We start from the raw sequence: 23,779 nt of genomic DNA on the forward strand, positions 1-23,779 counted from the left end.
ATCGGGGATGGCCCAATGACCGACCAGACTGCCCGAGACGATACCGGCCTCATCGTCACGCTGCTGGAGCGTTTGCGCAAACAGCGTCTTCCCCGTGTCCTGGACCTCAAGGCGAAGGTGGATGCGGGCGGCACCCTGGACAGCTTCGACTTCGACTTCCTCCACGAGGTCTTCGCCGACGCCAACAGACTGCGGCCCTTATGGGAGCGCCACCCGGAGTTCAATGACATCGCCGGCCAATTGATCCGTATCTACCGCGAGATTACCGAGCGGGCCCTCGCCAATGAGACCGGCGCCAATGAAACCGGCGCCACACCGACCTGACCCGCTTGAATACGCTCCGCGCCGACCCGCCGGACCGTTCCACTGACCTATCAAAGGGGACTGCACCCATGAGCCGCACCGTCACCATCGAACCGGTTACCCGCATCGAGGGGCACGCCCGTATCACCCTGCAACTCGGCGACCAGGGCGAGGTGCAGGACGCCCGCTTCCACCTCACCCAGTTCCGCGGTTTCGAGAAGTTCTGCGAAGGCCGCCCCTACCGCGAGATGCCGGCGCTGACCGCCCGCACCTGCGGCATCTGCCCGGTGAGCCATGTCCTGGCCTCCAACAAGGCGTGCGACTACCTGCTCTCGGTCACGATCCCCCCGACCGCCGAGAAGCTGCGCCGCATCATCAACCTGGCCCAGATCACCCAGTCGCACGCCCTGTCCTTCTTCCACCTGTCCTCCCCCGACCTGCTCCTGGGGTGGGACTCGGACCCGGTCAGTCGCAACATCTTCGGCGTCATGCGCCAGGACCCGGCGCTCGCAAAGGACGGGATCAGGCTGCGCCAGATCGGTCAGACCATCATCGAGACCCTGGGCGGCAAGAAGATCCACCCGACCTGGGTGGTCCCGGGCGGCGTCAGCGAGGCACTGACCCCGGAGAAGCGCGAGGCCATGCTCAAGATGCTGCCCGAGGGCCTTGAGATCGCCAAGCGGACCTATGCCTTCTTCAAGACCCTGGTACCCAAGTTCAAGGACGAAGCGAGCAACTTCGGTACCCAGGACACCATGTTCCTGAGCCTGGTCAGCCCGGAGGGCAACCTGGAACACTACGACGGCTTCCTGCGCATCAAGGACGCCCGCGGCCATATCGTCGAGGACATGGTTCCGACCTGGGAGTACGAGCGCCTGGTCGGCGAGGCAGTGGAGGACTTCAGCTACATGAAGTTCCCCTATTACAAGCCCATCGGCTATCCGCAGGGGATCTATCGGGTCGGCCCCCTGGCCCGGCTCAACAACGCCGATTCCTGCGGTACCCCCTATGCCGACGTGGCCCTGGCCGAATTCCACATGCTCCAGGAGTCCGGCCCCATCGCCAGCAGCTTCCACTACCACTATGCGCGGCTGGTGGAGATCATCTATGCGATCGAGATGATGGAGCGTCTGCTCAAGGACCCGGACATCCTGGACCATCGCGTCCGCGCCCGCGCCCGCAGTAACCGTGACGAGGGCATCGGCGTGTCCGAGGCGCCGCGCGGTACCCTGATGCACCACTACAAGATCGACGACGACGGGCTCATCACCTGGGTCAACCTGATCATCGCCACCGGCCACAACAACCTGGCCATGAACGCCGCGATCCGCCAGGTCGCCGATGCCTATGTCGACGGCAACAACCTGCAGGAAGGCATGTTGAACCGGGTCGAGGCGGTGATCCGCTGCTATGACCCCTGCCTGTCCTGCGCCTCCCACGCCTTCGGTGAAATGCCGCTCGTGATCGAGCTCAAGGACGCCAAGGGTCAGGTGGTGGATCGGTTGAGTCGGGGCTAATCCCGCACCGACCGTCGTCCCGGCCGGGAAGCCGGGATCCAGGCCATGGACGGTAACCCGGCGCCACGCGATGACCCTGGCGCAGCGAGGCGCAACTCCCATGGCGTCGTGGCTGTTGACCCGCCTTAGTAACGAGTCAAGAACAAGTTAAACACAATCGATGTCGTTGTTGTCGTTGTCGTAATCGTAATCGGAGAAGCGATGCAATTTGGCGTGCGAGAGAATCCGGGGCGCTACGATAACCTCGATTACGACAACGACAACGACAACGACAACCACAACGACAACGGCACGCTATGACCAACCCCAAGACCCTGATCATCGGCTTCGGCAGCCCCATCCGCGGTGACGACGCCATCGGCCCCCTGGCCGCCGACGCACTGGAGGCCGGTCCCCTGCCGGCAGGCGTCAGCGTCATCTCCCGCCACATCCTCACCGCGGAACTTACGGAAGACATCGCCGCCGCCGACCGGGTGATCTTTCTCGACGCTACCGTCGAGGGCGAACCCGGCGAGGTCCGGGTCCGCCGCCTGGATCCCGATGCCACGGCACTCTCCAGCATGGCGCATTTTCTGGACCCGCGAGAACTGCTCGCCTGGGTCCAGACCCTCTACCAGCGCGAGCCTGCCGCCTATCTGATCTCCGCCGCCGGGCAGTCGTTCGGCTATGCCAACTATGCCTTGAGCCCCACCGCCGCCGCCGCCCTGGACCCCATGATCGCCCAGGTCCGCGCCCTCATCGCCGAGCCGCCGGCCACTCCCTAGGGTCCGCTGTACGGACCGCGGTATCTCCGTTGTCCGCATGGGTTGACGGGTTGTAGGACATGAGCTAGCCTGTAACTGCAACGCCCGGCGGGCGTTGGAAGACGGGTACGCGACCCGGGGGCAACAGGGATGCACCGGCCCAGGCAGTCGCGAGCCGGACGGAATCAGTCCGGTACGGCAGACGGGCAGTCCGTCGCGCGCTTCCACTACCGACGTCCGGCCAACGGGGACGGTGGCTAGTACGGCACCTGATTGTCCCCTGGATCGTTACTCATGAGGCGGGAATGAGCCCGGCAGGGCAAGGGGTAGAGCACGATGAAGCGAGGTAGGCAATTGCTATTAGTATGCGGGGCACTGGGTCTCGCGTCCTGCGTGGCGCCCGGCTTCAAGGGGCCCGGCGGCTCGGTGCAAGGCACAGGAAGCGTTGAAAACCTGGAGCGGCAGTCACCTGTGACACCGGCGCCGACCGATGGAGGCGGCTATTACGATCCGGGCGGCTATTACGGCCCGGGTGGCTATTACGGCCCGGGTCCCTACTACCAGCGCCGGTACTACGGGCCACGTTACTGGTAGTCACGACCTTTTCAACTCAATCTTGCGAAGGAACCACCGACATGAAAGCGCATTTCGCAATCGTCTCCGCGGCACTGATCCTGTCCGGCTGTGCCGCGACCATGAGCGCGCAACAGGCCGCGGATTATAACGGCGACGGGCTCATTTCGGATGCGGAGCTGAAGCAGTTCAACAAACAGGCATCAGTACAGGAGCGTAATGTGCAAACCGAGGCCATCAAGCGCCACGGCGCGGTCGACACCGTACACTCAGTCAATGATACCGTCTGGACCGCCCGCAGCATTCTCTCGGGAGTCCGCAGCTTCTAGCCGGAAGGTCAGACCTCGGGCCGGACGGGGCATTCGCCCCGTCCGGAATGTTCTTGGCGCCGCCCTCACTCTGAAGCGCTTCTGGCTCCCACGCCCCTTCGTGGGAGCAAGTGCGGGCGCTCCGCGTCCAGCGCCAAGACCGGACGCGGAGCGCCCGCACGGGATTCCCACGCTGGAGCGCGGGAACGAGAGAGGCATCGTCGCGGCCGGAGGCCGCTCCCACAACGTCGCGGCGCGACTTTCGCGGTAAGCTTTTTCCAACGGTAGCGTATCCCGTCCAGAGCCATCCGCGCTGCGCCCGGTTGATATTGGGCAGGGTTTTGTCGCCGAGGACGCAGGAGGAAGCGGTGCGGCTTTCACGGGCCAGATGCACCAGAGGCCGATCTTCGATTCCGCTGGCTGACCGAGCGCCGGAGTGGCTTTTGGTGCCCAGCAGTTCACACTATGTCAGTTTGACACTGAGGAAAGAGAAATGGCGACCGTTTTTTCAGAACAGGACATTAAACTCCTTGGCTATGCTAACCCACAGCGTGTGGAAACGAGTGCTGGCGATCCCTGGGTAATATTCCGTGCTACGGCGACTGCTGGATTGGAAACGATTGATACCGCGTTTCTCTATCTGAAATCTGACTGCACGATAGAAAACGCTCAGCGTGCGACCGAGGCTATACGATCTGACCGGCACGCATATGTTATTATTCCAAAGTCATTGAGAATATCTATTGATCGCCTGAAAGGTATTTGCGGAAAGCAAACGCCTGTATTTGTACATGAGGATCTAATTTGGGAAAAAATACACAATATTTTTTTGGATTATATCACATCTTTAGAACAGGGGATCGTTACAGAGCAATATTACGTTCCGCCCCGTTCTACAAATGAGGAAATTGGAGACCGACTTGCGGACGTGACCCAGGATTATCTCACAAGAAAGCAGCCTTCTGAAGATGGAACGCTATTCGTATTGGCGGCATTCGCTGGTGTTGGCAAGACCACATTATCACGATATTTGGTAAAGAGACTTGCAACCAGCGTCGCGAAGAATAGAACAATACCTGTTTATGTCGAGTCTTCGCACTGGGGCCGGCTTCACCTGGAATCGGTGGATGAGCTGTGGGAAATCATTGATAATTCGTTGCGCGCATTCAGCCACACGTTGAGAATACCAGAGGATTTGTTTCAGCACGCATTGAAACAGGGCTACATTGCCTTCATATTCGACGGCTTTGACGAGTTATGCGGGCATAAGTCGCTCATTTCGCTCCGTCGGCCGTCTTAGAGGGTCTGGCTGACATTACCAGACAGTCGAGCGCCAGGATCGTTATCACTACCAGGACACTCTATTGGGATTCCGAAATAAAAGACCCTCCAGAGAATGTAAGAAAAGAGGAGATTAACTACTTTAACACGCAGCAAGCAAAGGGGTATTTCAACAAGTTCTTCCACGATGACAAGAAGAAACTCCAGAGTGCCTTAAGCCAGTATAGCGAACTTGTGGCTGGATCATCTCGGCCGAAGGAACTTGGGGGGGTTCGGAGTCAATTTGTTAATCTGCCATTGTGTGTGGCAATGGTCGCCGAGCATGTCCGCCAAGGTGGTACTCCGATAGCAGCGCGAGGGACTAGACAACTTTTAGAGAATATTCTGGGACAAATCTGTGACCGTGAGGTAGGTCGCAAGAAACTTCAGACGAAGGCCGCTGATCAACTGTCCGCTTTTAGGGAAGTGGCGCTTTCTGAATCAGGTACAAACCCGGAGTTCGCACTTCAGATCCTTGAAGCTGCAGGAATAGCGGCGTCAGATATGGGCAAGATGGTCGATCATCCATTGCTTAATGTTGGCCATGACGGCAATTACCGATTCAGCTTTGATTTCTTAGCTTCTTATCTCAGGGCACTGCACATTGCAGACGCGATCTCTAACATGGGCGTCGCGCCAAGCAGTAGTATCTGGCCGTTCCTACGCGAGGAGGCGAATGGCAAAGGGTTTATACTGGAACATCTCGAGTCGCTGTTGGAACCGGAGGCCGTAGATTCGGTTGGCGGCTTAGTCGCATCAGTACCGTTGAAGTACCGAGAATCGCAGAGCTTCTTGCTTCATGTTGTACTTGATCTCATACGGACCGACGCCAATATAGTAACAGGCGTGGAGCGGACAGAGCGATTGTTTACTGCCGTCTTTGGCGCCGATTTCACCGTCGCAAAGAAGGTGACAGGCCTGTACTTAACTGGCCCGTTTGATGCGCTCGATTTATCCGGCGTCATTTTTTCTGGCTGTCGTTTTGAAGACGTGACTTTGCGAAACTGCCGTGCTGACAGAAATACGAAATTTGAGCGTTGTGCGTTTGTTGGGGAATTCGAGTTCCAACCTGAATCCTGCAAGAGAGAGGGATGGAGTCTCGTAACGATGGTGGATTGCGATATTGCATTTCCCGCAAGCCTGATTTGGGACGGCGTGATTGAGAGCGACTTTGCATCGCGAGCTGAACTGGTGAAAGATGCCGTTCGTCTTGGTCTAAGCAAATTTTGGTGTAATGGGCGCTTAAAAACCAGTTTGTGGAGAGCGGATTGGGCGAAAGGCTTGCTTGGTCGCTCCGGATACTGCAAACCCTTGTTAGAGGCGATGCTAAAATCCGGCTTGGTGCAGGAAGTAACCATCAGCGGGGTCCCGGAAGGAGGGCTCGCCTTCCGCAGAGAATCGCTTTTTGATCTGCAAAAGTTCATGGATAACCAACAGATGATTGGCAAGGTCTTGGAAACTTACAACACAATGCTCGGAGACTCATGAGCAACCCCGGGTAGGGCGATCAAGACCAATGTTTCAGGAAGACCGAGCGCCGCAGCATCTATTTCTCGATAGCATTATGCGTTAGGAAAACGTATCTGTTGCCGCTCCAGTTGCCCAAGTTCCCGCGCGACACTGGAGCGCGAGAACTAGCCACACGATCACCCCAAGTAGTAGTGACGCCATGCCCTCCGCCACCCTCTCCAGTAAGTTCCAACTTGCCATCCCCAAGCCCATCTGCGACGAGTTGGGTCTCCATGTGGGGCAACGCTTCGCGATCATCCCCAAGGGCCGGGGCATCGAACTGGTGCCGCTACCGTCTTTGGATGAGGCACGCGGCTTGCTGAAAGGCGCAGATCCAACTGGTTACCGGGATCGCGAGGATCGGTATTGATGGCGCTACTGGTGGACACTTGCGGCTGGATCGAATGGCTCACGGACGACACTCTGGCGGAATCCTTCCGGCCCTACTTGGAGAACATCGATCGACTTGTGGTGCCCACTGCAATCCAGTTCGAGCTTTACAAATGGGTCTGTAGGGAACGCGATAGCGAACAGGCGCTACGGGTCATCGCCCTGACGGAACAAGGCCGGGTAATCCCACTGTCCACCGCGTTGGCCCTCTATGCCGCGGAACTGGCTATCGAACACAAACTCTCCTTCGCCGACGCAATCATTTACGCCACGGCGCGTCAGGCCGATGTGCAACTCGTCACGTCTGACGACCATTTTGAAGGTCTACCCTGGGTCATATACTTCCCGAAGAAGCCGCGCGGTGAGGGGCCTTTGGCGGACTGATTCGATATGCCGACCCGGGTCCAACACGGTTTCTGGGGCGTAAGAGCAAGAGCGGCGAGGCGGCCGGCACCTCACTCCTGAATGCGGATCGGCGTCCCGTCCCGGACCAGGCGCCAGATCTCCTCGATCTCCTGGTCATTGACGGCGATGCAGCCGTTGGTCCAGTCCCGCCGTTGATACTCCGCCCGGACCACCGGCGACGTAACGTAGTTGGGCAACCCGTGCACCATGATGCTGCCGCCCGGGCTGACGCCCAGTGCCTTCGCCAGTTGCACGTCCTGCGCGTTGGGGTAGGACACATGGATGGCCCGGTGGTAGTCACTGTTCGGCTTGCGCCAATCCAGGACATAGTCCCCGACCGGGGTGCGCTTGTCGCCCTCCTGCATCTTGTGGCCCGCCGGGTTTGCGCCCAGGGCGACCCGGTATTCCTTCAGCACCTTGCCGTTCTTCAGCAATTGCAGCTTGCGCTCCGACTTCTTCACCAACACCCGGTCCGCGTAGGCGACCTTGGTGGTCGCCTGCTCACCCCCGCAGCCGCCCAGCGTCAGGGCATAGACCGCGGCAAGCGCGGCAGCGAGGCCAAGGCCGACGCGGCCGGTCCTGCGCGGACCGGGGCGCGCGCGGCGCTGGGTTGAACGGCGGGCGGTGCGGATGGCGTCGTCACACATGGGTCTGGTCCCCCAGATTGGCGGCAGGGTGCCGGAACTAGAAACTACACGGAGAATTCTAGGTAACGCGCTGAGAATAAACAACCTCGTTTCGTCGCTTTTCAGGACCCGGGCAAGACGCGCAGGAACAGGGTCTTGAGATAGGCGGTCTCCGGGATCGCCGGATGGACCGGGTGGTCGGGCCCCTGCTGGCCGGTCTCCAGGAGTTGCAGGAAGCGTCCGGCGCGCCGCCCGGCCTGCTGCACGGTGCGCAGGAAGGCGTCGCGGTTCATGTGGAAGGAGCAGGAAGAGGTGACCAGGAGCCCGCCGGGGGCCAGCAGTTCGATGCCCAGCCGGTTGAGTCGGGCATAGGCCTGCACACCCTCCTTCTCGTCCTTGCGGCGCTTGATGAAGGCCGGGGGATCGAGGATCACGGTGTCGAACTGCCGACCCTCGTCGCGCAGGGCGCGCAGGACCTCGAAGGCGTCACCCTGGAGGGGGTGGACCCGGGCGGCAAACCCATTGCGCTGTGCGTTGTCCGCCACACGTTCCAGGGCGCTGTGTGAACTGTCCACACAGGTCACGTCATCGGCCCCCAGGGCGGCGGCGCGCAGCCCCCAGGCGCCGCTATAGCTGCAGACATCGAGTACCCGCTCGCCCACCCCATAGCGGGCCAGGCGGGTGCGATTCTCCGCCTGGTCGAAGAACCAGCCGGTCTTCTGGCCGGTGATCGGGGCGACCACGAAATCGAGGTCGTGCTCGGTCAGGATCAGCGCGTCCCCGGGGTCGCCCAGGATGGTCTCCACCCCCTGGGCCAGGCCCTCCAGTTCACGCACTGAAGTGTCGTTGCGCAGCACGATGGCGCTGGGCTTGAGCACCTGCTCCAGGGCGGCCAGGACCTCCCCGCGCACCCGTTCCATACCGGCGGTGGTGAACTGGACCCCGAGCAGATCGCCGTAGCGGTCGACGACCAGTCCCGGCAGACCGTCGCTCTCCCCGAAGACCAGGCGGTAGAAGGGACGCTGGTACAGCCGTTCGCGCAACGCGAGCGCATCGTGGATACGCGCCAGCCACAGGGCCGGGGTCAGGGGGCGGTTGCGCTCCCGGCTGACCAGGCGGGCGCAGATCAGCGAATGCGGGTTGACATAGCCGTGGCCGATCCAGCGCTCATGGTCGCTCAAGACCTCCACCGGCGCCCCCGGTGTCAGGTCCTTGAGCGGGGTCGCCTGAGTGTCCACCTCATTGCTGTAGACCCAGCAATGGCCGGCGAGCAGGCGGCGTTCCTGGTCTTTGCGCAGCAGCAGCGGCATGGGTTTCATGGGGGTGGTCCTGTGGTTCCGGGTAGGGGAGGGGGCTCGCGCCAACCGGTAAGGATACCATCGACGGGCGCCGCTCCCGAGCGGCCGACGGCAAGAGGGTGCGATCAGAACTGATGTGGTGACCGGGATCCCGGGTACGCTGTGGTTTTCGTTGTCGTTGTCGTTGTCGTTGTCGTAATCGAATAATCCGACTACGACTACGACAACGACAACGACAACGACGCCCGGTTCGTCAGAACGTCCGGTAGCTGTAGGGTACGCATCGCGTACCCGGCGCCTCAGGTCCCGACCTTGAGCTTCTGTCCCGGGCGCACGTTGTTCTCGTTGGGGCCCATCTTGTTCAACCGCCGCAGTTCAGCCACCGAGATGCCGCTGGCACTGGCGACCCGGTACAGGGTCTCCTGGGATTTCACCACGTGGTACTTGGCATTGGCTGCGGCTTCCGACTTCCCGCCCTTAGCAGTCTTGGCCTCGGCGTTGCTGCCCTTGGCGCCGGCCTTGGCCGTCTTGGCGTCGGCCTTGTCGCCCTTCGCCTCGGCCTTCGCGGTCTTGGCGTCGGCCTTATCGCCCTTCGCCGCGGCCTTGGCGGTCTTGGCATCCGCCTTGTCGCCCTTCGACGCGGCCTTGGCGGTCTTGGCCTCGGCCTTGTCGCCCTTCGCCTCGGCCTTCGCGGTCTTGGCCCCCGCCTTGTCGCCCTTCGCTGCGGCCTTGGCGGTCTTGGCCTCGGCCCTGTCGTCTCTTGCCTCGGCCTTGACGCCCTTGGTGTCCGTCTTGGCGGTCTTCAACTCGGCCCTGGCACGCGGTGCCGGTGCCTTGGCGGGCTTCGCCTCGGCCTCGGCGACGACGGCCTCAGCCGCGGCCCGCGCCTTGGCCTTGGCGGCCCTGGTCTGCGAGGCGGTCGGCCTGGACTCCGCCCGGGCGGCCCTGACGGGTTCCGGCCACTCGTCCGGCACGTCCTCCAGTGCGGGCCTGGATTGGACCCTGGCGGGATTGGGTTCAACCATGGCCAGCATTGGTTCGATCGGCGGCCCGGCCGGCTGCACACGTGCGGCGTAGGCCGGGTCGCGGGCGGGCAGGTCCGCGAAGTCCGGCTCCGCCTCGGTCGCCCGCAAGGCCATGGAGGTCGCCGCGGCCACCGGCTCGGCCATGGGTTTGGCGCTATCGCGCGCGGCGATGGCGTCGCCGGAGTAGGACGGCTGGCCGCCGCCCCGCGCCAGACTGCCGGCGGGCACCCACACGGTACTGCCGGCGGGTAACGCGGTCCGCCCGTCGCGGGCAGCACCGCGCCAATGCGCGTTCAGACCGGCGAGGCTCCCGCTGGAGATCCCGTAGCGGCGCGCCAACTGATCGGCGGGCGTGGCGCTGGCCAGGACCAGACGGTCATGGGGCCAGGGTGTCTCGTAGCGCACGCCCTCCGGGAAATAGCGTGCCGGATGGCTGGCCACCTCGCGGGCGGCGATGAACTCCGCGTAATAGTTGCGCGAGGCGAACTTGAACGCCTTGCCCTGATAGTTCTTGACGATGCGCCCGAAGTCGTGGCCGAACTGCGCCTTGGCATTGGCCATGCCGCCCTGGCCATGGTTGTAGCTGGTGATTGCGAGCGGCCAACTGCCCAGGCGTTTGTGCGCCTGGGACAGATAGCGCGCGGCCCCGTCGGCGGACACGATGGGGTCCATGCGATCGTCCACCGCGCCGTTCACCTGCATGTAGGCGCGGCCGGTGGCCGGCATGAACTGCCAGACCCCGGTGGCGCCGGCGCTGGAGACCGCATTGGTCTGGAACGACGACTCCACATGGGGCAGGTAGGCCAGGTCCTCCGGCAGCCCGGCACGCCGCATGGAGTCGCGGAAGGCCTTGTCGTAGCGGCCGCTGATCTCCAGCCCGCGGCGGAAGCGATCACGCAGCCCGCGCTGGCTGCGCACCCGCTCGGCGGCCCCATAGACACCGCGGGCGCCGCCGTCCTGCTCGAACTTGGCGAGCAGTACCCGGTCCTGCGCCGTCAGGGTCTGGTTGCCGGACAGGCGGCGCTCCAGTTCGCGCACCTGACCCTTGTAATACTCCAGACGGTCGCGGACGAAGGCGCGCTGCATCTCGCTGTAGCCTTCCTGAGTCGCGCCGGGCAGTTCCGCGACCTCGTAGATCACGCCCATGTGCTCGTCGTCGTGGATGGCGACCTTGTTGCGGCCCCAGACCCCGTAGACGTTGCGCCAGAAGTTCACGTTCGGCCCGATCTCCGGCGGCACCGGGAAGTCCGCCGAGGAGCCCACCGGCCCTTGGTTCATGGCGGCTTCCCGCTGGTCGCCCCCGCCGCCGCAGCCCCCCAGGGACAGCAGGGCGATCAGGGCCAGGACCCCAACCAGAAGTGACACGGCGCGCCAGTGACGTGCCCGTCCAATAGTGAAAATAGATAAAGCCTCAGTCATGCTCGCAGTTCCCCCCCGGGTGTGACATGGCTGGCCGACGGCCAGTGGCGGTAAATGCGAAATCTTCGCCGATCAGCCCCTTGGAAGCAATCCTTGAGACGCCTTTGAGATGCCGCGAAAAGGCCCCGCAAAGAGGTCCAGTGGGCACTTGCGGGGTGACTCAGGCCCATCATCACGGCCGGGACGCCGGTCGCCAGGGCAGGGCAGTCAAGTGGCGAACCGGCATGACGGCGCGGGCGCCAACGCGACGCCCTAGTCGCCGCCCAGCGGGTCCAGCCCCTCGGTCTCCAGCAGCGTGATCAGCCGGATCAGCGGCAACCCGATGAGCGCGCTGGGGTCCTCCCCCTCCAGACGGGCGAAGAGCGCGATCCCCAGCCCCTCCGACTTGAAGCTGCCCGCGCAGTCGTAGGGCCGCTCGCGGTCCAGATAGGCCTCGATGCGCGCCCGCGTCAGGCGGCGGAAGTGGACACGGAAGGGCTCCACCAGCGTCTGGGTGCGCCCGGTGATGGCGTTGAGCACGCACAGCCCCGTCTGGAACACCAGGGTGCGCCCGGAGGCGAGTTCCAATTGGGCGATGGCCCGCTCCCGGTTGCCGGGCTTGCCGAGTACCTGGTCATCGATACAGGCGACCTGATCCGAGCCGATGATGATCGCCTCCGGGTGCCCGGCCGCCACCGCCACCGCCTTGGCCTCGGCCAGGCGCAGCACCATAACCTGGGGCGGCTCGTCGGGCCGACGGTCCTCCGCGACCGCGGGGGCCGCGGTCGTGAAGGGCAGCCCCAACCGCTCCAGCAGGGCGCGGCGAAAGGGTGAGGTCGAGGCGAGGATCAGTGGCTGGTTCATGGTGGTAGCAAATCGGCTTGGGGTTGGCCGGCGATGGCCGGCCCTGGTCGCGCTATCCTAAGCCGTCCGCGCGCCCGCGGCATCTGGTCCCGCGTCGTCGGCGGGATTAGCATCATGCCGGTTTCGGACCCACCCACCACACCGCACGACCATTGGGAGCACCCGCGATGACGAGTTACACCCTGCCCCTGCTGGGGCTTCTGATCCTCGCGCCGCTGCCGGCCGGCGCCGCCCCTGACCAGGGCGCGCCGGACACCCCGGGCACGGCAGCCGAGCGGGCCGCCGCAGCGCAGCAGCGGGACGCCCCGGCGGCCAAGTCCGAAGCCAAGCCCAAGTCCAAAGAGGAGGCCCCGGCCGCGACGGCGGGCAGGTCCGACGCCAAGCCCGAGTCCAAACAGGAAGCTCCGGCTGCGACCAAGGGCAAGCCCGAGTCCAAAGAGGAAGCGCCGGCCGCGACCAAGGACAAGTCCGAGTCGAAAGAGGAAGGTCCGGCCGCGACCAAGGGCAAGCCCGAGTCCAAAGAGGAGGCTCCGGCCGCGACCAAGGGCAAGCCCGAGTCCAAAGAGGAGGCTCCGGCCGCGACCAAGGGCAAGCCCGAGTCCAAAGAGGAGGCTCCGGCCGCGATCAAGGGCAAGTCCGAGTCGAAAGAGGCAGCCCCGGCCGCGACCAAGGGCAAGCCCAAGGACGGCGCCGCCGCCCAGCCCGCGGCGACGAAGGAGGAGCCCCCCGCGCCCCCGCCCCCTCAGGCCGTGGTCGACCCGGCAGCCGCGGCGGCTGCCACCACGGCCGCTACCGGCTATCTTACGGCGCTGAAGGAAAAGGGGTTCGCCGCCGCCCCGGCCTGGCTGCACCCGGCCGCGCTGGCGCGCTTCAAGGACCTGGTCATGCCGCGTCTCAAGGACGAACAGGCGCGCGGTACCCGCACCCTGCTCAACGCCACCTTCGGACGGGATGCCGGCTACCCCGCCGCCGCCGCCGCCGACCCGGCCGATTTCCTGACCCGCTTCGCCCGCCTCATCAGCGCCCGCGAGCCGGACGCCGCCCCCCGCTTCAGCGGCCTCACCCCCCTCGGCGTCCTGCGCGAGGGCGAGCAACTGCATGTGCTGATAAGGCTCACCCTGGGCGGTGGACCCGAGGCCGTCGAGCGCATCGAGGTCGTCTCGCTCCTGCCCCAGGACAAGGACTTGAAGGTCTTGCTCGACGGCCGCCTGCAATCCCTGGCAAGCACCCTGGGCAGCCAGCCCCGCACGGACGGCCCGCGCGGCCCCCAACTCCGCCTGGAGCCGCTCCCCGAGGGCCTGCCCCCGGCCCCCGCTGCGCCCGCGGGACCGGCCGGCCCCCAGCCCACGCCGCCGACGCTGCCCGCGCCGCGCTGACCGCGGGCGCATCGTCTCGCCAGACCTTGAGTTCTATTCCCAGGGTCACCGCACCATAGTGCGGACACAGGTCCATGCGCCCGGAGCCGATGGCATAGTTCTCTCGTTCCCACGCTCCAGCGTGGGAATGCAGTCCGGCCGCTCCAGCGGCCCGTCATCCGCAAGCGGGCGCGGGACCGGCTGAAGCCTCGACCTCCTGGGCGCTCGCGCCCCAACCGGAGGTCGAGGCTTCAGCCGGACGGGGTGCCGAAGGCGCTCGGACGATTCCTCTCCGGTCACGGGACAGCGTCGGGGTCGATCCCCAGCGCCCGCAACCGTTGCGCGAGTTGCTCGGCGCGCATACGCTCCTGCTCGGTCGCGCGGATCGCCTGCTGGGCGCGGTCCTCGGCCTGAGTGGCGCGCTCCTCGGCCTGCCGGGCCCGTTGCGCCAGTTCGACCGGGCTGCGGAAGGGATTGCCCGCCGGGTCGAAGATCTCCAGGGTGTGCGGGCGCAGCGCGAAGCGGATACCCAGGCGCGGGCTGGTCCAGCCGTTGAGATGCGCGATCGGTGCCAGGCGCTCGCCCTGACGCAGCCACAGGTTCAGGCGGTTGCGCTCGGGGTCGTAGAGATAATATTCCTCCACCGTGTCCTTCCGGCAAGGCTGCATGAATGCCGAGCGCGGTTCCGGTAGCGTGGGAGCCCCGCGTCATTGGCGAACCCAAGGCCCGCCGTTGTCGCTGTTGGCGGAGCGGGCGAGCCGCCAGTAGCAAGCTGGGATGACGTCTGCCTGCCCGTGCGCGCCCACGCCCCAGCGCGGTGACGGGTCGGGACCTTGGGCGGTGTGGGGAGGAGGCCCGCACGGGCGGCACGGGGCCGCCGCGGGATCAGTCCGGCGCGGGTTCGGCGGCCAGGCGCGCCAGCGCCGTGGTGTAATTCCAGGGCATCCAGGCCGGCGGGTCGAGTGCCACCGCGGCGGGATGGCGCTGCAGCGCGACCAGGTAATCAAACGGCGCCACTTGGTGCAGTTCCGCGGTATGGATCAGACTCATGAACAGATCGCCGACCTTGGCGCCGTTCAAGGTGCGATAAAACAGCGAATTGTTGCGATGCAGGATGGCCTTCTTGAGCGCCCGCTCGCAGATGTTGTTGCTCAGCGGGGCGCCGGGTACGCGCAGAAACAGGGTCATTTTTTGCCAATGATTCTGCATGTAGCGGATCGCCTGACCGAGCCCCGAGTTGGGCTCCACGGCGTGCGTCTCCAACTGCGTGGCCATCCAGTCGTGGAGCGCCTGCATCCGCGGGCCGCTTTCCTGTTGGTGCAGGAGTAAGCGCGCGTGCGGGTCGAGTCCCTGGTGCTGGGCCTGGTGGTCAGTGTGGAACACGGGACGCAGGGTTTCCAGCACGAAGGCGACCTCGTCGGGAAAGGCGTCATGGACCTCGACGAACTTGCGGCGCCCATGGGGAATACAGGACGCGGCCTGCGTGGGATGATCCCCCGGGGTGTTGCGCGCCAGGGCGTCGGACATCTGGATCGGGGGCACGGGGTCGTGGCGCCGGTTGAGGACCTCGGCGAGGTGCTCCCCGGCATGACAAGGTCCGGTTTTGAACAGGGCGATCGGGCCATTGACGGTCTCGGCGACGACGCCGCTGGTGAACACCCCGGTGCGCTCGGCGTTAGCTCCCGGGGGCAGCGCCTCGGCCCGCGCCTCGGCGGTGAATTTCAGGATGCGCATGGTGGTGTCGTCGTTATAGAGCACCGTGCCCTGCGCCGCCTGCTGGGCCAGCTCCTCCACCGCGGGGGCGAGGCACGGCGCGGCCGCCGCGACCACATCCCATTGGGTAGTGGCCGGCAGGGGGATGGCCAGCGCCTGCTCCAGGCGTTGGATGCGATGAAACGGCAGCCCGCAGCCGTATTTCAGCAAGGCGATCATGGCGGCGGCGGTCGCGTCGTATTTCGCCGCGCCCACGCCCGCGGGGGGGTCGGCCGTAAACACCGTGCCGCACAGCCCACAGCGCAGCCGCTCCAGGGTGTAGACCTGCGCCTGCAGGGGCGCCACGCCGGTGACGCGCACCAGGACGGCGGGCTCCTGGCGTTGGACATAGACCCGGCCGGTGCAACCGGGCTCGGGACAGGGGTCGCCCTGCTTCAAGGTGGCGTGGGCAACCGGGATGCGCGGGGCGCGGGGATACTTGTCGGCCCCGTTGCGGCCGTGGCCAGTGCGTGTCTTTTGGTGGGGCGGCAGCGTGGCATCGCCGTCGCTGGCGCCCGGCGCCGCCGGGTCGGCGTCGGCCGGCGGCGCCGGGGCATCGCGCGGCGCTGGCTGGTCCTTGCCCAGGACCGTGTCCGTGGTCTCGGTGCGGGGTCCGAAAATCAGCCGACGCACCCGCTCCAGGGTGGTGGTCGTGGTCTCCAGTTCCTCGGTCAGGCGCGCCAAGGTGTCGACCGCCGCCTTGAGGGTGGCGTGGTCATCCACCGGCAGCGCTTGGGTACGGGTGCGCTCGACAATGGCATCGAGTCGCGCGATGGGGACCGACACCCGCGGGGTGCGCGGGTTCTTACGCCAGCTCATGCCGCGACTGGCCGGTGGTGCAGGAGCGTCGTGTTCATACACGGCGTTATACCGCATCGTACACCGCCACGTCACGCCCCCGGCGTCAACGCCCGCCACACCGGCGCCCCCGCCGCGGCGCGCCAATCCCCACCGGCGAGCAATACCGCCAGTTCCTGGGGGGCCAGCACCTGCCCCGGCGGGCCGCTCGGCCAGTGCCGAAAGCGGCCTTCGGACAGGCGCTTCTGACACAGCCAGAAACCCTGGCCGTCGTAGACCAGGAGCTTGATCGCGGTACCGCGGCGGTTGCGGAAGACGAAGAGTGCTCCACTCATGGGCTCGTCCGCCAACACCTGGCGCACCCGCCGGGCAAGACCATCAATGCCTTGGCGAAAGTCCGCCGGGTCCGTCGCGACCAAGACCCGCAACTGCGGGGTCAGGGCAAGCACGGCGCCGCCTCCCACAGGCGACACGCCACCGTCGCGACCTCGCCGGTCGCCGCCCCGGTCCACTCGATGCGCAACGAACGACCACGGGCGTCGGACAGGGTCAGCACGCAGCCCGGCCCCGACGGTGGTAAGCCCAGCATCATTTCCACAAAGGCCGGCGGCGCCGTGGTGGGCACCGGCAGGGGCGCTGTCCGCGCCGTCAGCCGCCGCTTCAAACCGGCGTAGTCCAGTCGCAGCGTCGTGGCGACCTTGCTTACCCCATGGCGGGCGGCCAGTTCAACCGCCCGCGACCACAGTTCCGCGGGAATGCGCGCGCCCTGGGACGTGGTGTTGCGCCAGTGGGCAAAGGCCGCGGCCGTCTGTGCCAGATCGGCCGCGGCGGCAAGTGACAGTGACATCGTGGAGCCTCCGGATCACCAAAAACGGGGCTCCTACGCTACCGGGCTAGGGACGGGATTTCATGCAGCCTTACCGGAAGGACACCCTCCACCCCATAGGTATCGTAGAACTCCAACTGGTCGCGGAGATCCTTGGCGCTGTTGGACGGCGACAGGACCTCGAAGACGACCTGGGGGGCGATGCCGTCCTCCTCCCACTGGCGATAAGACCGGCGGGGGCCCTTGGGCCGGCCGAAGGCGACCATGGCGTCCGGGGCCATGGGGCCGATGATGTGCCGGTCCGGCACCGGGTACCAGAAGAGGTCACCGGCGACGAAGACGTCCGGGCGGTCGGCGAACAGGATCTCCAGGTTCTCCTTGATCTTGACGATCCAGTCGAATTGCAGGGTATTGTCCGCCATCGGCGCTCCGTCACTCTCGGGGTAGGGGTCGGCGGGATCGATGCGCAACAAGGGGTTCATAACGCTTGCTCCAGGCCGCCGCGGCGGCCCCTGGGACCGTCGGGCCTGCCTGGCCGGCCCGCGCCGAGTGGTGAGGATGGGCACGCTTTCCTTGGCCCAGCCTCGGGGGTCAACGACGGATAACGGATAAACGGAGAGGAAACTCAACCACACAAGCCGGAACTATGGCCCCAATCTTAGCCAGGCCGAGGAGGCCGGGCAAGCCGGTTACCGTGAACGCCAGGCCGAGAACCCGTTGGGGCGGCTTCAGCCGCGACGCGAGCACGCAAAGGATTCACACGAACTTCGCCGCCAAGCGGACGCTCCGTGCGCGCCGCCGGCCCAAGCCCCAACGGGGCGTTCTATCTCAGCCCAGGGCAACGCCCTGGGTGTTGGTTGGTTCCTTGATGAGCCCTGAAGGGGCGTGACATAAGCGGCAGAGGCGGGCGCGCTATGTCGTCCATGATGTCGCCAGTGGTCACGCCCCTTCATCGCTTCACGGCATATCCTCCGATACCCAGGGCGCTGCCCTGGGGTGGTCTTGCCGGTCTGGCGCGGGGCCTGGAGCAGGAACTACGTCTTGCGATCGATCAGCGTCGGCACCCTGCTTCAACCGACCCTACGACGACCAATCGCAGACGCGCATCCGTCTGGAGACCGAGGCCAAGCTGGTGCTTCAAGACCGGGTGCGCGAGGGGGCCTGCGATCTCGTGTGGTCGGCGATCCTGGACTTCAAGAACGCGAAGAACCCCTTCGCGGCCCGTCGGCAGGCGATCGGCAAATGGCGCGCGTTGGCGGTCGAGTGCGTGACGATCGACGAGTCCGTGCTCGCCCGCGCCCGCGAGGCCATGGATCTGGGTCTCGGCGAATACGATGCCCTGCACGTTGGGGCAGCGATTGCGGGCCGCGCTGATATGCTTGTCACCACCGATGACAAATTGCTGCGACGGGTTCGGGCCATGCCGGACTTGACCGCGCTGCCCCCGGGCGAGGCGCTGGCTGTTCTGGAGCGATGGTATGAAAACTGAAAGCGAGTTGCGCCTGGACGGAATGCAGGCATTGATCCACGCACTCGGATTGGTCGACGCCGAACGGTTCGTGGCAGCGGTGTCGCGCGACCGCTTCGATTATACCGAGTGGCGGCAGCGGGGACTGCCGCTTCTCTCGCTGGACGCGCTGGCAGCGCAGGCGAATCGGCTTTCCGAGACACTGAAATAGGGCTCACAGGCCGGATGGGGCAGAGAGGTTCCGGCAAACTGCCGGACGGGGCATTTGCCCCGTCCGAAACGTTTTCTTCTGACCTGCCGGCTTGTGCCGATGGCCGACTTCCGAATGTAAGGTTCGGGACGGGCCGAATGCTCCGTCCCGCCGCGGTTGATGGGGCACACCCTGTCCGGCTCAAGAACCGCGCCCTGCTTTGCAAGAGCCTCTTTGTTTGTGTAAATATTTGTTAACGCTGTAGTCCTTGACACGTGTAATAAACATTGGTATTCTCAAGTAGTCTGAGCTTTTACCAAAGAATATGTCAGTTGGTAGCGACTTGCTTCCTGCCGAGCGCCGAGCGGGTACTGCTCAGCTGCGCATCTACTTGGGTTAGGCAAATGAGAAAGCGACATCAGTCTGCATTTAGCTGCCGTACCCATTGGAAAAATCTCGGGAAATTTGCGCCAGCCATCCGAAGCGCCAACATGTCAAATGAGTCCTCGATACTATGAAACACCGCGCTGATCATTTTCGATTTGTTCATGCATTAGTTCTTGGTATTATTTCCTGCCTCGTTTGGCCTCACTTGAGTTTTGCCAAGGCCGGCGACGCTCCTAGTGATAGCCAACGACTGCTGTCTACTGTCGCATCACCATCTGGTGCTTACGCTGGACGCTCAGGAGTCAACCCCTACGAATCATTAAAGTCTTTTCCTAAAGATGCAATTTTTATAGTCGACACAGGAGGAGACCTCGATAAATATGTATTTAAGGAAGACGTCGTAGACGGAAAATTAAGAATTGCGATTCCCGTTTCAAGATTTTTTGGAGAGGTAGATGCCGATGGTAAATTGCAAAATATCCAAACAATGATTGACCGCGGAATCATTGGTAAAGAGGCTAGATTGTTAATAAATGTCTATGACGTAGACAACGATTATCAGGGTACCGAGGTTAGACCTGAGCAAGATTTTGTCTTCTTTAATGGAAAACAACTGAAAGACCCTCTGACTAGTGGAAACGATACGTGGAGTACTAGAAGCTATACGATACCGACTAGCGAGATTAAGTTTCCAAAAAAATCATCGGGTAGCGATAAAATCGTCCCAGCGGATAACAATATAGAAATTCTCGTTGATCGCGCTAATGCGGAAACCAACATCTGGGCGACTGAGGTCGACTGGATTGCATTAGAGATAGATGGTATCAGGCCAATTGTCTTGATTCATGGACATGGTGGAGACCCGAGTACATGGACCACATTTACATCTTTCCTAAGATCCGATAATGCGCCATTCTATTTGCCTTTGTCAGGCGAGACAGAGTCCTATGGGTGTATTAGTGCGAACGCCGGTCATGTGTCCGAAATCGTTCAGAAAGTTAAGGATGTATACGGAGTTGAAAAGGTGAATTTGGTAACGCACAGCAGAGGTGGCGTGGATTCTAGGCGATATATCCGTAATGGGAATGCTGCTAACGTCAATTCTTTAATTCAATTATCTGCACCGAATCACGGAGCCGGAATTGGAGCGTTAGGTAACTCTTGCAGTGCTGATGATTTACAAAGAGGTCATTTTCGGGATAATTTTAACTATCAGCCAATCCGTATTCCGGTTAGCGGCGCATTTAATGACGAATATAGGTACTTACCTCTTTACAATATAGAAGAAAACGCCGTTCCGACCTTGGTTACGATTGGTGATGATGATTATGTTGTTGATACAAATAGCGCAACCTTTCCTTGGACACCAACATGCCAAGGTAAAATAGATGTAATCGAATCAAAGTGCCCAGATATTATAGTGAAATCAAGGAGTATAGGGGGCGAGACAACGTGGCCCGAAGCTACAAATGTCAACCGACTCGCAGCGGGCTTAGATCATGGCGGTATTCATGATGACAAGTCCACTTATGACTGGGTAATCAGCCAAATAGGGCGTTTGACGGCTCAGGTGGCTTCTACTACGAAATCGCTTTCCTCTACCGAAGTTTCGCAAGCCGCGACCCAGGATGAGAATACAAGCCTAATTTCGAGTGATGCCTATCTGATAAGATCAGGTGAAACTAAGAGTCATACGGTGAAGGTAGGAAATACCGCGAGGCTTTATTTCGAGGTCACGTATCCCTTATCGACTCAGTTGCAGTCTACACTGCTAGATAATGAAGGAAAAATTTATCTTCCCCGCGCTGAGCAAGAAAGTGGTTTTGGTGTTACACGCAGATACGTAGTTGAAAATCCAGTTGCTGGCGAATGGAAACTGACGATACAGTCGGTAAGCAGCAGGAGTTACTCTTTGAACGTATGGCAAATCAGTGACAGTATAGAGTTCGCTAGTCGACCTGAAAAGTCTTCTTATCGCCCAGGGGATACAGCAAAATTTTTCGCCTATTTTAAAGATGGAGCAAATAGCATTAAGAATGCTAGCGTCATCGTGACAATTTTAACCGCTGATGAAATTGAAAGTTCTCTCGCACTATATGACGACGGGACCCATAGCGATGAGATATCAAATGATGGAGTCTTTACAAACATATTCGTGCCGGCAGCGACTGGTGGCTTTTCGTACGCTACGAAAGCTAATGGGGATGGCGTCCAGAGACAGGTGAATGGAGAGTTTACGGTTGTCAGCAATGACTCGGCCTTCACTGATCATTACGTTGTCAGTACGGTCGACGTTAATAGCGATGGCTTATTTGATATTTTACAGGCAGACGTCGAGGTTGAGTTTGGGGCATCTGGCGACTACGAAATCGTCGGTAGCCTGAAAGACGTTAATGGTAAAGTTATCGAGACAGTTCTAGCATCAGTTCAATCGCCAGCTATAGGAAAACAAAGCATAAGACTAAACTTCGATGGTCGGCTCATACACAATAATGGAGTTGATGGCGCGTTGAGACTCGCCGATCTAATGCTGCGATTCAAGATTGATAATCAGTTCTCGCTTATAGATTATCGAGATGTAGCCTATCAAACTGTTATTTATTCCTCAGATATTTTCCAGCAATCGTTAGTTGTCTTGACCGGCAATACAAGCGATCAAGGTCTGGACGCTGACTCTGATCTGCTTTACGATTTTCTAAGGGTGACGCTTGAAGTTAAGACTGTTATGCCTGGCAGTTATCAGCTTATAGCTCGTCTTGTTGCTTCGGGAGGAGAGGAAGTTGAATGGATCAACAAAACAGTCACTCTTGTGAAAGGCGTTAACCTAATATCTCTGGACTTTAGCGGAGAAAAGATTCGTCAACTGCGAATTGACGGCTCGTATGCAGTCAAAGACTTACTAATAATAGGTAAAGATACGGCTGTCAGTACGTCGTTAAACGTCACAGATGTTTATACAACGGACACGTATCGCTACGCACTGTTTCAGTCGATACCAACCGACGTCGAAGTCGACTCAGCGAATATCGCATCCTTACCTGAATTACCGTCAGCGGGTGTTAATGTGCAACTCGTGGCAATAATCGAGAATAACGGTGCAACTACAGATAAATCTATCCTTGTGCGATTTTATGAGGGGGACCCTTCATTAGGTGTGCGAATTGGGGGCGATCATTTAATTTCTGGCTTAGCCGAGGGTGTCGGCGAAACTGTTTCGCAGCCGTGGATTCCTGTGACGGCGGGTGATAAGGATATCTTTGTTACTGTCAACCCTAGTCGAAGCATCGTGGAGTTCGATTATTCAAACAACGTGGGGTTTAAGACTATAAAGGTAGAAAATGGCATTATCGCCGCTGCTGCGGCAATACCTGCTGTAAGCCGATTCGCGACATTCGCACTAATTGGGATATTGTTAGCGATGGGTATCTATGAAAATAGGCGTCGCTTAAAGTAGTAGGGAAATAGGGAGCATACCATGGATATGTCAGCGGGATAGCGAGCGAGCCCCGATGCCTTTGAACTAGTCGGGAAAAGGGGCAGCCATTTAGCTGACCCCGGTCAATGGCACGGCGTATTTGCTCATGTCCGAACACGCCTTCAATCATGCCGCGAACCGCCGTCTCGTCACCTTGGCAGCGGGCCCTCACAGCAACGCCACGGCCTTGATCTGAATCCAGACCGCGAGCCCCGGCGCCAGGCCCAGCAGGTCGGCGGAGCGGTGGGTGACCCGGGCAAGGATGTTGGTGCCCCCGGCCTGGAGCCGAACCAGGGCGAGCGCGGGGTGGCTGTCCTCGCCCAGGGCGGCGACCCGGGCCGGCAGGGTGTTGACGATGCTGCTGGCGTGCGCCTGGGTCAGGGTGACGCTCACGTCGCGGGCCAGGATACGGACCCGTACCTGGCGGCCGATGGCGACCCCGGTGTCGCGCACCCACAGGCTGGCCCCGGCGCAGTCGACCCGTAACAGGTGCCAGCGTTGGTCGCGCTCGGCGACCCGACCCTCCAGCACGACACCGGCGTCCTCGCCCAGGCGGATCGGCAGATCGAGCCGCGCCAGGGTCTCTTGCAGCGGCCCGCTCGCCAGCACCCGGCCGGCCTCCAGCACCACCAGGTGGTCGGCCAGGCGCGCGACCTCGTCGGGGGCGTGGCTGATATAGAGGACGGGGATGGACAGGCGCTCATGCAGCCGCTCCAGGTAAGGCAGGATCTCCTGCTTGCGCTGGTGGTCCAGGGCGGCCAGGGGCTCGTCCATCAGCAGGATTCGCGGGTTGACCGCGAGCGCCCGGGCGATGCCGACGCGCTGGCGCTCGCCGCCGGACAGGCGCTCCGGGCGACGCTCCAGCAGCGGGCCGATCCCTAAGAGTTCCACCGCCTGGTCCAGGCCGCTCGGGGCCGCCGTCCCGCCCGGGGCCGGGCTGCGGCGCTGGCCGAAGCGCAGGTTGCCGAGCACCGTGAGGTGGGGGAAGAGGCTCGGCTCCTGGAAGACGTAACCCAGGGGTCGGCGGTGGGTCGGCACCCAGGTGCCCGCGTCCTGCCAGACCTCGCCCTGGAAGGCGAGGCGCCCCTGGGGTGCCCGTTCCAGGCCGGCGATGCAGCGCAGCAGGGTGGTCTTGCCGCAGCCCGAGGGTCCGAACAGGGCCGTCACGCCGCGTCCGGGCAGGCGCTCGTCCAGTTCCAGGCTGAAGCCGGGCCAGGTCAGGCGCAGGCGTACTTCGATTGGGTCCATC

At 62.3% G+C, this 23,779-nt stretch carries 21 protein-coding genes and 1 pseudogene; 12 read left to right on the top strand and 10 right to left on the bottom strand.

Going from position 1 to position 23,779, the window contains the following annotated elements:
* The first annotated feature begins 15 nt into the window (after positions 1-15).
* The 8 genes from THSYN_RS09615 to THSYN_RS09645 all read left to right on the top strand — a co-directional run bounded on the left by THSYN_RS09615 (position 16) and on the right by THSYN_RS09645 (position 7,047).
* Positions 16-324: a hypothetical protein gene (locus THSYN_RS09615; protein ID WP_100918945.1), complete on the top strand. Its 309-nt coding sequence runs from the start codon at positions 16-18 to the stop codon at positions 322-324.
* A gap of 68 nt (positions 325-392) precedes the next feature.
* Positions 393-1,820, top strand: a complete 1,428-nt coding sequence (locus THSYN_RS09620; protein ID WP_100918946.1) for a Ni/Fe hydrogenase subunit alpha — start codon at positions 393-395, stop codon at positions 1,818-1,820.
* A 296-nt stretch (positions 1,821-2,116) separates the two neighbouring features.
* A complete protein-coding gene (locus THSYN_RS09625) occupies positions 2,117-2,584 on the top strand; it encodes a hydrogenase maturation protease (protein WP_100918947.1) in 468 nt (155 codons plus the stop codon).
* 614 nt (positions 2,585-3,198) lie between these two features.
* Entirely contained in the window at positions 3,199-3,465 is a 267-nt protein-coding gene (locus THSYN_RS09630; RefSeq protein WP_100918948.1) for an EF-hand domain-containing protein, read from the top strand.
* 415 nt (positions 3,466-3,880) lie between these two features.
* Entirely contained in the window at positions 3,881-4,744 is an 864-nt protein-coding gene (locus tag THSYN_RS33620) for a hypothetical protein (RefSeq protein WP_157817554.1), read from the top strand.
* A 290-nt stretch (positions 4,745-5,034) separates the two neighbouring features.
* Positions 5,035-6,252 (top strand): hypothetical protein, encoded by a 1,218-nt coding sequence (locus THSYN_RS09635; protein WP_157817555.1) that lies wholly within the window; start codon positions 5,035-5,037, stop codon positions 6,250-6,252.
* Between the two features lie 181 nt (positions 6,253-6,433).
* Entirely contained in the window at positions 6,434-6,643 is a 210-nt protein-coding gene (locus THSYN_RS09640) for an AbrB/MazE/SpoVT family DNA-binding domain-containing protein (RefSeq protein WP_100918950.1), read from the top strand.
* On the top strand, positions 6,643-7,047 hold the full coding sequence (locus THSYN_RS09645; protein WP_100918951.1) for a type II toxin-antitoxin system VapC family toxin: 405 nt from the start codon (positions 6,643-6,645) through the stop codon (positions 7,045-7,047). Before THSYN_RS09640 ends, THSYN_RS09645 begins: the two co-directional genes overlap by 1 nt.
* 71 nt (positions 7,048-7,118) lie before the next feature.
* On the opposite strand, the gene THSYN_RS09650 is transcribed toward THSYN_RS09645, so the two are convergent.
* The 4 genes from THSYN_RS09650 to THSYN_RS09675 form a co-directional block, all read right to left on the bottom strand.
* Positions 7,119-7,715 (bottom strand): L,D-transpeptidase family protein, encoded by a 597-nt coding sequence (locus THSYN_RS09650; RefSeq protein ID WP_100918952.1) that lies wholly within the window; start codon positions 7,713-7,715, stop codon positions 7,119-7,121.
* A 101-nt stretch (positions 7,716-7,816) separates the two neighbouring features.
* Complete coding sequence (locus THSYN_RS09655; protein WP_100918953.1) at positions 7,817-9,013, bottom strand: class I SAM-dependent rRNA methyltransferase; 1,197 nt, start codon at positions 9,011-9,013, stop codon at positions 7,817-7,819.
* Positions 9,014-9,291: 278 nt separating this feature from the next.
* On the bottom strand, positions 9,292-11,382 hold the full coding sequence (locus THSYN_RS35780; RefSeq protein ID WP_236848844.1) for a LysM peptidoglycan-binding domain-containing protein: 2,091 nt from the start codon (positions 11,380-11,382) through the stop codon (positions 9,292-9,294).
* Between the two features lie 306 nt (positions 11,383-11,688).
* Entirely contained in the window at positions 11,689-12,279 is a 591-nt protein-coding gene (locus THSYN_RS09675) for a Maf family protein (RefSeq protein ID WP_100918954.1), read from the bottom strand.
* 167 nt (positions 12,280-12,446) lie between these two features.
* On the opposite strand from THSYN_RS09675, the gene THSYN_RS09680 reads away from it, so the two are divergent.
* Positions 12,447-13,655 carry a hypothetical protein gene (locus THSYN_RS09680; RefSeq protein ID WP_100918955.1) on the top strand — a complete coding sequence of 403 codons (1,209 nt, stop codon included), beginning with the start codon at positions 12,447-12,449 and terminating at the stop codon, positions 13,653-13,655.
* A 275-nt stretch (positions 13,656-13,930) separates the two neighbouring features.
* On the opposite strand, the gene THSYN_RS09685 is transcribed toward THSYN_RS09680, so the two are convergent.
* The 5 genes and pseudogenes from THSYN_RS09685 to THSYN_RS09705 all read right to left on the bottom strand — a co-directional run.
* A complete protein-coding gene (locus THSYN_RS09685) occupies positions 13,931-14,302 on the bottom strand; it encodes a hypothetical protein (RefSeq protein WP_216644719.1) in 372 nt (123 codons plus the stop codon).
* A 217-nt stretch (positions 14,303-14,519) separates the two neighbouring features.
* Positions 14,520-16,205 (bottom strand): IS66 family transposase, encoded by a 1,686-nt coding sequence (gene tnpC, locus THSYN_RS09690; protein WP_157817556.1) that lies wholly within the window; start codon positions 16,203-16,205, stop codon positions 14,520-14,522.
* A 71-nt stretch (positions 16,206-16,276) separates the two neighbouring features.
* Complete coding sequence (gene tnpB, locus THSYN_RS09695; protein ID WP_100918902.1) at positions 16,277-16,633, bottom strand: IS66 family insertion sequence element accessory protein TnpB; 357 nt, start codon at positions 16,631-16,633, stop codon at positions 16,277-16,279.
* Positions 16,621-17,031 (bottom strand): hypothetical protein, encoded by a 411-nt coding sequence (locus tag THSYN_RS09700; RefSeq protein ID WP_100918957.1) that lies wholly within the window; start codon positions 17,029-17,031, stop codon positions 16,621-16,623. The genes tnpB and THSYN_RS09700 overlap by 13 nt, the downstream gene beginning before the upstream one ends.
* 86 nt (positions 17,032-17,117) lie before the next feature.
* Positions 17,118-17,492 (bottom strand): annotated as a pseudogene (locus tag THSYN_RS09705) (Uma2 family endonuclease); the annotation flags it as partial.
* A 665-nt stretch (positions 17,493-18,157) separates the two neighbouring features.
* Here THSYN_RS09705 and THSYN_RS09710 point away from each other — a divergent pair.
* The 3 genes from THSYN_RS09710 to THSYN_RS09720 all read left to right on the top strand — a co-directional run bounded on the left by THSYN_RS09710 (position 18,158) and on the right by THSYN_RS09720 (position 22,509).
* Positions 18,158-18,499, top strand: coding sequence for a PIN domain-containing protein (locus THSYN_RS09710; protein ID WP_216644720.1), 342 nt, complete (start codon positions 18,158-18,160; stop codon positions 18,497-18,499).
* Positions 18,489-18,689 (top strand): hypothetical protein, encoded by a 201-nt coding sequence (locus tag THSYN_RS09715; protein WP_100918960.1) that lies wholly within the window; start codon positions 18,489-18,491, stop codon positions 18,687-18,689. The genes THSYN_RS09710 and THSYN_RS09715 overlap by 11 nt, the downstream gene beginning before the upstream one ends.
* Positions 18,690-19,182: 493 nt before the next feature.
* A complete protein-coding gene (locus THSYN_RS09720; protein WP_100922363.1) occupies positions 19,183-22,509 on the top strand; it encodes a choice-of-anchor X domain-containing protein in 3,327 nt (1,108 codons plus the stop codon).
* Between the two features lie 189 nt (positions 22,510-22,698).
* Here the strand turns inward: THSYN_RS09720 and modC are convergent, their stop codons facing one another.
* Complete coding sequence (modC, locus tag THSYN_RS09725) at positions 22,699-23,778, bottom strand: molybdenum ABC transporter ATP-binding protein (RefSeq protein WP_100918961.1); 1,080 nt, start codon at positions 23,776-23,778, stop codon at positions 22,699-22,701.
* Between the last annotated feature and the right edge of the window lies 1 nt (position 23,779).

Origin of the sequence: Candidatus Thiodictyon syntrophicum (assembly GCF_002813775.1) — a bacterium.
Lineage (GTDB): Bacteria > Pseudomonadota > Gammaproteobacteria > Chromatiales > Chromatiaceae > Thiodictyon > Thiodictyon syntrophicum.

Excerpts from the sequence above, each read along its gene's own strand:
- THSYN_RS09645 (WP_100918951.1), top strand. The coding sequence starts at position 6,643 with ATGGCGCTACTGGTGGACACTTGCGGCTGGATCGAATGGCTCACGGAC.
- THSYN_RS09620 (WP_100918946.1), top strand. The coding sequence starts at position 393 with ATGAGCCGCACCGTCACCATCGAACCGGTTACCCGCATCGAGGGGCAC.
- THSYN_RS09655 (WP_100918953.1), bottom strand. The coding sequence starts at position 9,013 with ATGAAACCCATGCCGCTGCTGCTGCGCAAAGACCAGGAACGCCGCCTG.
- THSYN_RS09715 (WP_100918960.1), top strand. The coding sequence starts at position 18,489 with ATGAAAACTGAAAGCGAGTTGCGCCTGGACGGAATGCAGGCATTGATC.
- THSYN_RS09630 (WP_100918948.1), top strand. The coding sequence starts at position 3,199 with ATGAAAGCGCATTTCGCAATCGTCTCCGCGGCACTGATCCTGTCCGGC.
- modC (WP_100918961.1), bottom strand. The coding sequence starts at position 23,778 with ATGGACCCAATCGAAGTACGCCTGCGCCTGACCTGGCCCGGCTTCAGC.
- THSYN_RS09635 (WP_157817555.1), top strand. The coding sequence starts at position 5,035 with ATGGTCGCCGAGCATGTCCGCCAAGGTGGTACTCCGATAGCAGCGCGA.
- tnpC (WP_157817556.1), bottom strand. The coding sequence starts at position 16,205 with ATGAGCTGGCGTAAGAACCCGCGCACCCCGCGGGTGTCGGTCCCCATC.
- THSYN_RS09680 (WP_100918955.1), top strand. The coding sequence starts at position 12,447 with ATGACGAGTTACACCCTGCCCCTGCTGGGGCTTCTGATCCTCGCGCCG.
- THSYN_RS09700 (WP_100918957.1), bottom strand. The coding sequence starts at position 17,031 with ATGTCACTGTCACTTGCCGCCGCGGCCGATCTGGCACAGACGGCCGCG.
- THSYN_RS09675 (WP_100918954.1), bottom strand. The coding sequence starts at position 12,279 with ATGAACCAGCCACTGATCCTCGCCTCGACCTCACCCTTTCGCCGCGCC.
- THSYN_RS09685 (WP_216644719.1), bottom strand. The coding sequence starts at position 14,302 with ATGCAGCCTTGCCGGAAGGACACGGTGGAGGAATATTATCTCTACGAC.
- THSYN_RS09615 (WP_100918945.1), top strand. The coding sequence starts at position 16 with ATGACCGACCAGACTGCCCGAGACGATACCGGCCTCATCGTCACGCTG.
- THSYN_RS09640 (WP_100918950.1), top strand. The coding sequence starts at position 6,434 with ATGCCCTCCGCCACCCTCTCCAGTAAGTTCCAACTTGCCATCCCCAAG.
- THSYN_RS09625 (WP_100918947.1), top strand. The coding sequence starts at position 2,117 with ATGACCAACCCCAAGACCCTGATCATCGGCTTCGGCAGCCCCATCCGC.
- THSYN_RS09650 (WP_100918952.1), bottom strand. The coding sequence starts at position 7,715 with ATGTGTGACGACGCCATCCGCACCGCCCGCCGTTCAACCCAGCGCCGC.
- THSYN_RS09720 (WP_100922363.1), top strand. The coding sequence starts at position 19,183 with ATGAAACACCGCGCTGATCATTTTCGATTTGTTCATGCATTAGTTCTT.